This window comes from Saccharopolyspora antimicrobica, assembly GCF_003635025.1.
GTDB lineage: Bacteria > Actinomycetota > Actinomycetes > Mycobacteriales > Pseudonocardiaceae > Saccharopolyspora > Saccharopolyspora antimicrobica.
Window position 1 is genome coordinate 7,499,384 of the sequence record NZ_RBXX01000002.1, and the last position, 13,063, is coordinate 7,512,446.

4 protein-coding genes are annotated in these 13,063 nt (G+C 71.2%); 1 reads left to right on the forward strand and 3 read right to left on the reverse strand.

Annotated features, from left to right (window positions below; genetic code table 11):
* Position 1 precedes the first annotated feature (1 nt).
* On the reverse strand, positions 2-1,642 hold the full coding sequence (locus ATL45_RS35465; protein ID WP_093154929.1) for a phytoene desaturase family protein: 1,641 nt from the start codon (positions 1,640-1,642) through the stop codon (positions 2-4).
* Positions 1,635-10,856 carry a non-ribosomal peptide synthetase/type I polyketide synthase gene (locus tag ATL45_RS35470; RefSeq protein WP_093154928.1) on the reverse strand — a complete coding sequence of 3,074 codons (9,222 nt, stop codon included), beginning with the start codon at positions 10,854-10,856 and terminating at the stop codon, positions 1,635-1,637. Before ATL45_RS35470 ends, ATL45_RS35465 begins: the two co-directional genes overlap by 8 nt.
* 443 nt (positions 10,857-11,299) lie before the next feature.
* On the opposite strand from ATL45_RS35470, the gene ATL45_RS35475 reads away from it, so the two are divergent.
* Positions 11,300-11,803: a DUF4188 domain-containing protein gene (locus ATL45_RS35475; protein WP_093154926.1), complete on the forward strand. Its 504-nt coding sequence runs from the start codon at positions 11,300-11,302 to the stop codon at positions 11,801-11,803.
* Between the two features lie 4 nt (positions 11,804-11,807).
* Here the strand turns inward: ATL45_RS35475 and ATL45_RS35480 are convergent, their stop codons facing one another.
* A complete protein-coding gene (locus ATL45_RS35480; protein WP_093154925.1) occupies positions 11,808-13,001 on the reverse strand; it encodes a cytochrome P450 in 1,194 nt (397 codons plus the stop codon).
* Positions 13,002-13,063 lie beyond the last annotated feature (62 nt).

Here is a 13,063-nt window from a genome sequence, read left to right on the forward strand (position 1 = left end):
TTCAGGCCTCCTCGGTGAATTGCATCGGACGGACGTCCAGCTGCGGCAGGTGGCCGAGCATCTCCGGTCGCCAGCGCACGTCGTCGGGGCTTTCCCAGGCGCGGAACGGGATGCCGAGCTCCTCGCACAGGAACTGGACGGCGAACCGGCCGCTCGAAGCCGCCCTGATCAGCCCGCCGCCGACGACCCACTGCCCCGCCATGGAGAACCCGTCCAGGCCCGGCAGCCGCATCCGCTGCCGGTTCACCAGCTGGGTCACCAGGTCGTCGGCCTCGGTGAAGCCGATCCAGGCGAGGATGCTGCCGTTGTGGTTGCCGGTGTAGCGGTGGTTGGTCGTCGGCGTGGCCACGTCGACGATCTCGATGCGCCCGTCGACACCGGGGTAGCGCTCCACCAGGAAGCGCCGGGTGAAGTCGGCGACCTCCTTCTTCTGCGCCCAGTACTCCCGCCGGTTGCGGGTGCGCAGTTCCCGCCAGTAGCCGAAGTCGCTGAAGTAAGTGCAGTGGAACAGCGACTTGCCCGGCGGCGCGCAACCCCGCCAGTAGCGCGACCGCAGCTGGACCACGATGCTGTCCCGCATCGCCCCCGGCAGCCTCGAACTGTCCTCTTCGGACAGCAGGAAGGTGGTGCTGTGCGGGGTTTCCGGCGGCGGTTCGCCGTCGACGCCGACGAACGCCGACACCACGCCCGGGTACAGCGTCCCGGGCTCGTGCAGCAGCTCCTCGTACAGCTTGTCCAGGGTCGGGCTGGTGTACTCGCCGCCCAGCAGGCGGTAGATCGTGGTGTACCCGTCGCAGGCCGAGATGACGTGGTCGGCGTAGTGGCGGCTGCCGTCCTTGAGCTCGACGCCGACTGCCCGGCCATCCTCGACCAGGATCCGCCGCGCCCGTGCGCGGTAGCTGATCCGGCCGCCGAGCGCGGCGTAGCGGTTCTCGATGGAGCGCGCCAGCCCCAGCGAGCCGCCCTCCGGGAAACCCGCGTTGCCGTGGTGGGCGCAGGCCAAGTTGTACAGGTAGGGCAGCAGCGGGAATCGCTCGTGGTCCTGGAAGAAGACGTTCGGCAACGCCCGCCCCAGGAACGAGTCGGTGAACCTCCCGCTGAAGTCGGTCATCTGCGTCGCCGAGGTCCGCCAGAAAAGCAGGAACGCCGGCAGCACCTCGCGCACCATCGCCAGCTTCTCGGGAAGCGTCTTCAACGGCGGCGGCTTCAGGAACGGGAAGACGTCGAGCTTGAGGAACCGCCGCAGGTCCCGGCAGAACGACTTGATCCGGCGCGCGTCATCCGGCGAGATGGTCCGCAGGTGCCGCTCCAGCCGGCCCGGGTCGTGGTAGAACCGGACCTCCCGGCCGTCCTCGCCGACGACCCGGTTGAAGGTGTCGAAGTTGGTGATCTCCTTGCCGTCGAGCGCGCCGAGCTCCCGCCAGATCTGGTTGGCCTCGTTGCCCGGCGCGGTCCCGATCAGCCACTCGATGCAGTAGTCGAAGATGTAGCCCTCGCGCGACCACGCGGTGCAGCACCCGCCCGGCAGCACGTGCTTCTCGAGGACGTGGCTGTCCATCCCGCTCATCTGCGCGTAGCAGCCGGCCGCCAGACCCGCGATGCCGCCGCCGATGATGAGCACGCTCGGTTTGCTCTCACGCATCGGTACCAGCGCCTTGAAGGATCCCGCGCACCAGACCGGCGTTGGCCGGCAGGTGCGTCTCGTCGAGCATCTCGGCGTGGCTGCCCGATCCGCGGTGCAGGTCGCTGCGCGTGGCGGAGCTGCCGTGCCAGCTTCCGGGCGCGCCGGTGGCGTACTGCTCGGCCTTGGCCTCGTCGGAGATCACGCTCACCGCGGCCCGGACCGTGCCGGTGTTCGGCGTCCGGCTGCTGTGGTCGAGGTAGTCGCGGGCCTGCTCCCGGGTTTCGGCGGCGACCACCTCGGAACCGGTGTGCCTGCGCAGGTGCTCGGCCAGTTCGCGTTCGAACGCTTCGAGGTGCTCCTCGCCGAGCTCGAAGGATTCGCCGATCCGGTAGGAGTCCATGATGATCACGTCGGAGACCTCCCGGCCGCGCCGCTCCAGCTCGCCGGCGACCTCGAAGGCCAGGTTCCCGCCCAGCGAGTAGCCGAGCAGGGCGCACCGGCCCGTGGGCTGGAGGTCCTCGACCAGGTCCGCGTAGCGGGGCACCTTGTCGTCCCCGGTCAGGTAGTTGAACGCCACCACCCGGTGGGCGGGCAGGTGCTCGGCGAAGCGGCGGTAGACCAGGCCGTGCCCGCCGGCGGGCGGGAAGCAGAACAGCGGTGTGCCGTGGTCGCTGAAGGTCAGGTACGGCTGGGCGCCGCCGATCCGGCCGGTGATGATGTGCTCCAGCGTGGTCGCCATGCCCTGCAGGGTGGTGACCTTGAACAGCTGGCTGACCGGGATGCTGATGTTGAACTCGTGCTGCAGGTGGTGGATCAGCTCGATCAGCCGGATGGAGTTGCCGCCGACCTCGAAGAAGTCGTCGCGCAGCGTCACCCGGTCCAGGCCGAGGACCGATTTCCAGTGCTCGGCCATGCGTTCCTCGAACAGGGTCACCGGCAGCTCGTCGGTCTCCTCCCGGACGACCTCCGGGGCGGGCAGCGCGGCGAGGTCGACCTTGCCGTTGGTGGTCAGCGGCAGACCGCCGACTTCGATGAGGTGGGCCGGGATCATGAACGTCGGCAGGTACTCCGCCAGGTGCCTGCGCAGCGCCCGCACGTCCAGCGCCACCCCGTCGGCGGGCACGCAGTAGGCGCACAGCACGTTGTTGCCGTCGGCGCCCGCGCGGGCCGTGACGACCGCCTGGGCGAGTCCCGGCCAGGACGCCAGCCGGGCTTCGATCTCACCGGTCTCGATGCGGTGCCCGTGCACCTTCACCTGCGAGTCCGCGCGGCCGAGCAGGTGCGCGATGCCGTCGGCGTCCCAGCGGGCCAGGTCACCGGTCCGGTACAGCCGCACCGGCTCGCCGTCGAAGGTGCGGGTGACGAAGCGCTGCGCGGTCAGCTCCTCGTCGAGGTAGCCCAGCGACACCCCGGCACCGCCGACCCACAGCTCCCCCGGCACGCCCGGCGGCACCGGCCTGCCGTGCTCGTCGAGGATGTAGAGCGTGCTGTTGGGCAGCGGCCGGCCGATCGGCACCAGCTGGCTCGGTGCCAGGTGGTCGGTCGGCCCCTCGAAGTAGGCGCTGTCGATGGTGGCCTCGCTGAGCCCGTAGGAGTTGAGCACCCGGGTGCCCGGGCCGCACAGCGCGCGCAGCCGCTGGTACTCCTCGACCTTCCACGCGTCGGAGCCGACGACCAGCAGGCGCATGAAGTCCAGGCGCTGCCCGGCTCGCTCGCAGTGCTCGACCAGCCCGCGGACGACGGCGGGCACGAACTCGGCGCAGTCGACGCGCTCGGCGCGCATCGCATCGTGCAGCCGGGCGGTGTTGAACAGCAGGTCCCGGTCGACCAGCACGAGGGTTCCGCCGGAGCACAGGGCCCGCACCAGGTCGCCGGTGAACACGTCGAAAGCGGGGCTCGCCAGCTGCAGGTGCACGTGGACGTCCTCGCCGAGCCGGTACTCCGCGTACCAGGAGTGGTAGGCCGAGGACAGGTTGCGGTGGCTGACCCGCACCGCCTTGGGGCGACCCGTCGAACCCGAGGTGTAGATGACGTAGGCCGGTGATCCGGGGTCGACCGGGCGGTCCGCCGCCTCCGGCCCGGCCGTGCTCAGCAGCTCGGCAGGTGTCAGCACCACGCCCACACCGCCGAGCCGGTCCCGGTGGCTGTCGTCGACGACGGCCAGCACGGCACCGGCGTCGCGCACCATGTCGGAGAGCCGGTCCACCGGGTAGCCGGGGTCGAGCGGCAGGTAGGCACCGCCTGCGTGCAGCACGGCCAGCAGCGCGACGATCAGCTCCGGCGACTTCTCCATGCACAGCGCCACGACCGCGCCGTTGATGACGCCGAGCTCGCGCAGCCGGTGCGCCATCCGCCGGGACTCGCGGTCGAGCTCGCGGTAGCTGAGCCGCCGGGTCTCCCCCGTCTCCGATGGCATCGAAACGGCGATCGCGTCCGGGGTCTCGGCGGCCGCCCGGCCGATCAGGTGGTGCACCGGCACGTCGTCGGCAGCCCGCCGGATCACCCCGCTGAAGCCCCGCAGCAGCCGCTCGGACTCGGCGGCGTCGAGCATCTGGAGCTGGGTGATGGGTTCGGCGGCGGGCGTCCTGGTCAGCGAGTCGACCAGGTTGCGGTAGTGCCCGGCCAGCCTGCTGATGGTGCCGGCCCGGAACAGGTCGGAGTTGTACTTGAAGACGCAGTGGAACCGGCCGTCCGCCTCGTCCTCGTAGGCCGACAGCGTCAGGTCGAACTGCCCCTCCTCCTCCGGCAGCTCGATGTAGTCCAGCCGGTAGCCGTACTTCTCGGTGGCCACCTTGTGCACGAGCAGGATGAACATGGCCTGGAACAGCGCCGACCGGCTCGGGTCGTGCGCCCCGCCGAGCTCGTCCACCAGCAGCACGAACGGGTACTCCTGGTGGTCCAGTCCGTTGAGGACGGTCTCGCGGGTGCGCGCCAGCAGCTCGCCGACCGTCGGGTCGCCGGTCATGTCCACGTACAGCGGCAGCGGGTTGATGAAGTAGCCGTACACCGAGGCGAACTCGTCCTGCGTGCGGCCGCTGACCGGGCTGCCGACGATCACGTCGTCCTGCCCGGAGTACCGGCTGAGCAGCAGCGAGTAGGCGGCCAGCAGCACCACGAACACGGTCACGTCGTGCTCGCGGGCCAGCGCGTGCACCCGGGCGGTGAGCTCCTCGTCGAGGACGAAGAACTCCGAGGCGCCGTTGTTGGTCTGCACCGCCGGGCGCGGGCTGTCGGTGGGCAGGTTCAGCACCGGTGGTTCGGCGGGCAGCGCCTGCCGCCAGTACTCCAGCATCCGGCGCGCGTCGTCACTTGCCAGGAACCTGTTCTGCCAGTTGAGGAAGTCCAGGTAGGTGGCCGTCACCGGCGGGAGTTCGGCGCGGTGCCCGGCGCGCAGCGCCTCGTAGACCGCGAGCAGCTCCTCGATGAAGGTGAAGGTGGAGATCGCGTCGGAGACGATGTGGTGCACCGCCTTGGTGATCACCCACCGGTCCGGGCCGCGGCGGAACAGCCGGAACCGGATCAGCGGGTCGTTCTCCAGGTCGTAGGGCTTGCGGTACTCGTGGATGATCAGCTGGTAGACGTCCTCCCAGGGCTGGTCCTGGACGTCGAACAGCTCGACGTCCGGCTTGACCTCCTCGGAGATCCGCTGCACCGGCTCGCCGTCGACGAGCACGAAGTTGGCCCGCAGGCTGGGGTGGCGCGCCAGCATCGCGCGGAACGCCTCGAACATCAGGTCCGGGTCGAGCTCGGTGCGCACCTCCACCGCACCGCCGATGTTGTAGGCGAAGCCGTCCGGGTTGAGCTGCTTGAGGAACCACAGCGCCTGCTGGTTCTGCGTGAGCGGGTACTGCCGCTCGTCGCGGAACTCCTCGACCTCCGCGGCCGGTCCGGTGTCGGTCCCGGCCGCGTCGAGCTGTTCGTGCAACCGGCCGACGAGGTCGGTGACCGGTGAGCTGCCCAGCAGCGCCACCACCGGCAGCGCGACGCCGAATTCGGCGTGGGTGCGGGCGCGGACCTCCATCGCCAGCAGCGAGTCCAGGCCGAGCGCGCCCAGCCCGGAGTTCTCGTCGACCTGATCCGGCCGCACCCGCAGGACGCCGGCGACGAGTTCGGTGAAGTGCCGGGTCAGCAGTTCGCGCCGCTGATCCGGTGCGGTGGCGCGGAATTCCTCCAGGAAGCCGCCCGCGGTCCCGCCGTCGTCGGCCGCTTCGGCGGCCAGCTCGGCCACCAGCGGCGGCGGCGTGGTGTACCAGGCGGTGAACAGCGGCCAGTCGACGATGGTGGCCACCAGCAGCTGCGGGTGGCCCTGGTCCATCACCCGTTCCAGCACCGCCATCCCGGCTTCCGGGGACAGCGAGCTCATGCCGCGGTTGTTGCGGTAGTGCTCGACCAGGCCGAGGTCGGCGATCATGCCCGTCGCCCACGGCCCCCAGTCGACGCTCAGCGCCGGGAGCCCGAGCGAGCGCCGGTGGTGGGCCAGCGCGTCGAGGAAGGCGTTGCCCGCCGCGTAGTTCGTCTGCCCGGCGGTGGTGAGCACCGAGGCGATGGAGGCGAAGAGCACGAAGTGGTCGAGCGGATCGTCGCGCAGCTGCCGGTGCAGCACGGTGGCGCCGACGGTCTTGGGGTCGTGCGCGGCGTCGAAGGTCTGCCGGTCCATCTCCGGCAGCAGCGTGTCCTCGACGCTGCCCGCGAGGTGGAAGACGCCGCGGATGGGCGGCAGGTCGTGCCGCCGGTAGCCGGCGAGCCACGCCGCGAACTCGCGCTCGTCGGTGATGTCCAGCGGCACCAGGAGCGATTGCGCGCCGAGCGCCTCCAGTTCCTTGACCAGCGCCACCTTCCGGCCGGTGGAGCTGTCCGGGTCGATCTCGCGCCAGTGCTCGCGGGCGGGCAGTTCGGTGCGGCCCACCAGGATCAGCCGCCGGGCGCCGCGCCGGGCCAGCGTCCGGCAGACCAGCCGCCCGAGCGCGCCGAACGCGCCGGTGACCAGGTAGGCGCAGTCCGGGCGCAACCGCAGCGGCAGCGGTTTCAGCAGGTCGTCGGGTCTGCGAAGCCGGCAGGTGTGGCGGCGGTCGCCGCGCAGCGCGATCTCGTGCTCGTCGTCGGCGCTGATCTCGCGCAGCAGCGCGGCGGCGTCGGCGGCCACGTCCGTGCCCGCCAGGTCCAGGTCGATCAGCTTGCCGCGGTTGGCGGTGAGCTCCTGCTGCCACAGCACGCGGCCGATGCCCCAGGCCGGGGCGGCCAGCGGTTCGACCTCGGCATCGGCGGTGACCGGCTGCGTGCCGCGGGTGACCAGGTGCAGCCGGGCCGGGGACTTCTCGGCGACCAGGGCCTGGGCCAGCGCGATCACCGAGTAGGTGCCGTCGGTGTGCTGGCGTGCGAGCTCGGCGTCACTCGCGGTGCCGAACTCCGGCCGGTCCAGGTTCCACAGGTGCACCACCGCGTCGCACGGCTGCTCGGCGAGCAGCCGCCGCAGGTCCTCGGTGCTGTCCGGTGCCACCACCGATTCGCGTTCGCCGCGCCGGTAGCCGGTGCCCGGCCGCACCAGGTGGCAGCGGCCACCGCGGGCGGTGAGCTGCGCGGCGAGCTCCTCGCCGATGCCCTGTGAGTCGGCCAGTACCAGCACATCGCCCGGCGCGTCGGGGTGTTCGGCGAGATCCGGTGCCGGTTCCCACACCGGTGCGAGCAGCCAGTTGTCGATGGTGGCGGTCGCGACGCCCGCGGAGGCCTGCTCGACGTCGGCGGCGCGGAAGCCGTCGACGTGGCCGAGCACCGAACCGTCCTCGGCGTGCACCGTGATGTCGCCGATGAGCTCGTCGCCGTCCCGGCGCACGACCCTGGCGTGCGCCCAGATCGGTTGCGAGCCGATCGGTCCGCTCCGCACCTCGGCGATGGACAGCGGCAGCCGGATGCCGGTCTCCGGGGCTGCCTCGCCGATCAGGGGCGTCAGCAGGGTCTGGAAGCAGGCGTCCAGCAGCGCCGGGTGGAAGTGGTGGTCGCCGGTGCCGGCGAGCGCCTCGTTCGGCCGGATGCGGGCGAGCGCCTCGTCCGGCCCGATCCAGACCTGCTCGATGCTCTGGAACGCCGGGCCGTAGTGGTAGCCGAGCTCGGCCAGCGCCGCGTAGCAGGCCGGACCGTCGAGGTGCTGCCAGCTGCGCGCGCGGATGGCCTCCGCATCCAGCCTCGTGCTCCGCCCGTTCGGCCGTCCGGCGCGCAGAACGCCGGTGGCGTGCACGGAGCGCTGGTCGGCGCCGTTGACCGTGGTGATCGCGAACTCCGAGTCCGCGGTGCACGACAGCTGCACCCGCCGTGCCTCGTCCTCCGGCAGGAACAGCGCCTTGCGCAGCTCGATGCCGGCCAGCGAGACCGTCGTGCCGCCGGTCATCGCGCGCACCGCCTGCGCGGCCATCTCCAGGTACCCGGCGGCGGGGAACACCACGTCGCCCTGGATCCGGTGGTCACGCAGGTACGGTTCCCGCTCGACGTCGAGCGTCGCCTCCCAGGACGGCTCGGCGGTGGGCAGGCGACGGCCCAGCAGCGGGTGGTCGACCTGGCCGAGCCGGATCTGCGCGACCGACGCGGGCTCCACCCAGTAGCGGTCGCGGCGCCACGGGTAGGCAGGCAGCGACACCGCCCGGCCGCGCGGTTCGAGCACCGCCCAGTCGACGTCGACGCCGAGGTTGTGCAGGTCGGCCAGCGAGGCGGTGAACCGCTCCGCCTCGTCCTCCGCACGGCGGATGGACGGCACCGCGGCGCCCTCGATCTGCTTGTCCAGCAAGCATTCCCGGATCGAGTGGGCCAGCACCGGGTGCGGCCCGATCTCCAGGAACAGGCGGTACCCGTCGTCGGCGATGCGGTCCACCGCCGCGCGGAAGCGGACGCTGTCGCGGACGTTGCGCCACCAGTAGTCCGCGTCCAGCTCCGGGCCGCGCGCGGTGCCCTCCTGGCCGGTCAGGTAGAGCGGAACCTGCGCCGGTCCGGGCCGCAATCCGTCCAATGAGGACAGCAGTTCGTCCTTGATCAGGTCCATCCGGGCGCTGTGGTAGGGCACCCGGACGCTGAGGAACTTCGCGAACACCTGCTCGGCGGTCAGCTCGTCGGCGAGCGCGGCGAGCGCGTCCTCGTCGCCGGCCAGCGTGCAGGCGGTGGGGGCGTTGATCGCGGCCACCGAGACTCGGTCGCCGAAGCCCCGCACCCGCTGCTGCGCCTGCGCCTCGGACAGGCTCACCGCCAGCATCGTGCCGGTCCCGACGAGCTTCTGCTGGAGCCTGCTGCGGTGGACGATGATCCGCACCGCGTCGGCCAGGCTGTAGACCCCGGCCTCGTAGAACGCCGCGACCTCACCGGTGCTGTGCCCGACGATCGCGTCCGGCCGCACCCCGTGGTGCCGCCACAGCGCGGCCAGCGCGATCTGGACGGCGAAGTTGGCGGGCTGGGCCAGCCACGTCTCGGCCATCTGCGAGTCGGCCTCGTCGGCGGTGAGCTCGGTGAGCAGGGACCAGCCCGCGATCCGGGCGATCTCGCGGTCGCAGCGCTCGATCACCTCGCGGAAGACCGGTTCGCTCGCCAGCAGCTGCCGACCCATCGCCCACCACTGCGGCCCCATCCCGGTGAACACCCACACCAGCCGGTTCTCCTCGCGCCGCTGGCCGGTGCGGGCCAGCGGGTGCGCCTCGCCGCGCGCGCACCCGGCCAGCCGCTGCGCCAGCTCCTCCTGCGAGGAGTACACGATGGACAGCCGGTGGTCGTGGTGCTGGCGGCGGTGCGCCAGGGTGTGGCCGAGGTCGGCCGGGTCGATCTCGCCGAGCCGTTCGGCGATCCGCCCGGCCAGCTCCGGCAGCGCCGCGGGATCCCGGGCGGTGAGCGGGAGGATGCGGTGCGAGCGCTGCGCCGGCCGCCGCTCGGGCTCCGGCCGCTGCGGCGCCTCCTCCAGGACGACGTGGGCGTTGGTGCCGCCGAACCCGAAGGAGTTCACCCCGGCCCGGGCCGGCCCGTCGTGCTCGGGCCAGTCGGTGAGCCGGTCCGGGATCTCGTAGGGCTGGGCGGCCAGGTCGATGTCCGGGTTGATCCGGGTCAGGTTGATGTGCGGCGGGATCTTGCGCTCGGCCAGCGACAGCGCGGTCTTGATCAGCCCGGCCATCCCGGCCGCCGACTCGGTGTGCCCGATGTTGGTCTTCACCGAGCCGATGTAGCAGCGCCGCCCGGGTTTGCGGCCGGTCGCCAGCGCCCGACCGAGCGCGTTGGCCTCGATCGGGTCGCCGACCGGCGTGGAGGTCCCGTGCGCTTCGACGTACTGCAGCTCGCCCGGTTCGATGCCCGCTTCCGCGCAGACCTGCTCGATCAGCTCGATCTGCGCCTGCGCACTGGGCACCGTGATCCCGTTGGTGCGGCCGTCCTGGTTCACGCCGCTCGCCGTGATCACCGCGTGGATCGGGTCGCCGTCGCGCACCGCCTCGTCGAGGAGCTTCAGCGCGACCACCGCGACGCCTTCGGCCCGCACGTAGCCGTTCGCGTCGGCGTCGAAGGTCCGGGACCTGCCGTCCGGGGAGAGGAATCCGCCCTTGGTCTCGGCGATCGTGTACTGCGGGGTCATGTGCAGCAGGGTGCCGCCGGCCAGCGCGAGGCTGCTCTCGCCGCGACGCAGGCTCTGGCAGGCCAGGTGCACCGCCACCAGCGAGGAGCTGCAGGCGGTGTCGATCGAGACGCTCGGCCCGCGCAGGTCCAGGCAGTAGGAGATGCGGTTGGACGTCATCGTCATCATGGTTCCGGTCGCGGTGTGCGCGGCCAGCGTCTCGAAGCCGAGGTCGGCGAACTGGACGATCTTGTAGTCCAGGGTGAACGCGCCGACGAAGACGCCGACGTCGCGGCCGGCCAGCTCGTCCGGCCGCTGCCCGCCGTCCTCCAGCGCCTCCCACGCGACCTCCAGCAGCTTCCGCTGCTGCGGGTCCATGTGCTCGGCCTCGCGCGGGCTGATCCCGAAGAAGGCCGGGTCGAACTCGTCGAAGCCGGTGATGTAGCCGCCGCGCCCGCCGACCAGCCGCCCCGGTTTGGCCTTGTCCCGGCTGCCCAGCGTCGACACGTCATAGCGGTCGACCGGGGTGGGCACGATGCAGTCCTTGCCGTCGGCCAGGTTCCGCCAGAACGACCGGTGATCGGAGGCACCTCCGGGGAACCGGCACCCGATTCCGATGATCGCGACCTTGTTGCCGGAAGCAGGATTCTGCGAGTTCACCATCGTCCATTCCTCGATTCGGGCGCGGCGGCGCGGACAGCAAAGAGCACTGGAACGTCTTCGTGCTGAGGGAGAAGTGATCGGAGTAGAACGAGAAATGTTTTCACCGAAGGGGAACGGGCCCGAGAACCCGGGCCGACCGGGAAACCCCGCACCGGAGCGAACCCCGCATCCTCGCCGGAAAACTTACCGAAAAACCAACTGCGGCAAGGAAAACCGGATTGCGGCGCCGGCCGATCCGCATCGAATCCCCCGTCTCGTTCGGATGATCTCCGCACACATCAATACCGGGGAAGCCGACCCCCCACCACTCGACTCCTACTACCAGGTGGCGAACTGGAATATGCCACCGAAAATCGAAGGAAACTTGCGATTTTTCCGGCTCGTCGAATCGTTCGGAGGACGCCCGGATTCGGTACCGTGCCCGATGAGCGAAAGGATGCGAGATGAACGAACCGCCGGAGACCGGCCGCTTCACCGCACCCAACGACCGGGATCTCGTGGTGTTCCTGATCGGCGCGAGGATCAACAAGCTCACCGCGGTGCGCAGCTGGGCTCCGGTGATCACCGGGTTCCGCCGGATGCTCGCCGAGCTCAGAGCCGATCCGGACAGCGGGCTGCTCGGGTTCCGGATCCTGCCGCGCCCGCCCCGGCTGCTGACGAGCGTGCAGTACTGGGAATCCGCCGAGAAGCTCTACTCCTACGCATCGGATCCCGCGCGCCAGCACCGTCCGGCGTGGACAGACTTCTACCGCCGCAGCAGAGCAGCGGGAGAGCACGTCGGCATCTGGCACGAGACCTACCTCGTTCCGGCTCGCTCGTACGAGAGCATCTACGTGGCCATGCCGGAGTCCGGGCTGGCCCGGGCGTTCGGCAGCACACCGGTCGGCCGCGGCACCGACCGCGCGGCCGACCGGCTCCGCGGCGTCCGCAGCAACGGGGACCGGTAGGCGGTCAGTCCCAGTCGACCGGGAGGCTGCGCACGCTGTAGTTGAGCGAGTCGTCGCGCATCTGGACCTCCGCAGCCGGGACCGCCAGCCGCAGTCCGGGCAATTCCCGCAGCAGCCCGGCGAAACCGGTGCGCAGCACGATGCGCGCCAGCTGCGCGCCGAGGCAGTGGTGCACGCCGTGGCCGAACGCCACGTGCCCGCTCGCCGCGCGGGTGATGTCGAGCCGGTCCGGGTCGGGGAACTGGGCCGGGTCGCGGTTGGCGGCGGCGAGCGAGAGCGTCAGCAGGTCGCCGTAGCGGAGGGATTCGCCGTGGAACTCGAAGTCCGCCAGGGCGACCCGCGTGGAGCCGAACTGGTTGATCGTCAGGTAGCGCAGCAACTCCTCCACCGCGCTGTCGATCAGCGGTGGAGTGTCGCGCAGCGCGTCGAGCTGATCCGGGTTGGCCAGCAACGCGTAGCTGCCCAGCGCGAACACGCTGGTGGTGGCGTCCTGGGCGGCGGTCACCAGGATCACGGCCATCGTCGTGATCTCCTCGACGGACAGCTCGTCATCGGCGTTGAGCACGCTGAGCAGATCGTCGCCCGGCCGTTCCCGCTTCTCGTGCACGAACTCCGCCAGCACCGCGGACAACTCCGCCCACCCCTCGCCCATCCGGTCACCGTCGCCGGCGAGCGTGAACATCTTCTCGGTGGACCGGCGGAACGCCTCCTCGTCGGCGATCCGGATGCCCAGCAGCTCGCCGATCACCTGGTGGGTGACCGGCTCCGCGAAGGCGGTCACCAGGTCGGCCGGACCACCGGCCCGCCGCATCGCGGTGAGCCGGTCGTCCACGATCCGCTCGATCAGGGGCGTCATCGCCCGCATCCGGCGCGGGCCGAACCCGGCCGAGAGCTTGCGCCGGTACCAGGTGTGCTCCGGAGGGTCCAGCACGCTGAACAGTCCCGCCGGGGCCGGCTGCTCGGGATCGGCGACGGTGATCGGGAACTTGAGCAGCTCGTAGCTCGAGCCGAAGCGTGGATCGGCCAGCACCTCCCGGACCAGCGCGTGGCTGGTCACCAGCCAGCCGCGGCGCCCGCCATCGCAGCGCATCGGGGCCAGCGGCCGTTCCTCGCGCAGCTCCCGCAGCCCGTCGTGCGGGTCGAACGGGCAGCTGCGGGTGGTCGGGTGCACCACCGGTTCCGGTTGGGCCTTGGTCATCTCACGCTCCCTGGAGCTTCGCCGGACTGGCCGGTTGGCATGATTCGCCAACCGGCTTCCGA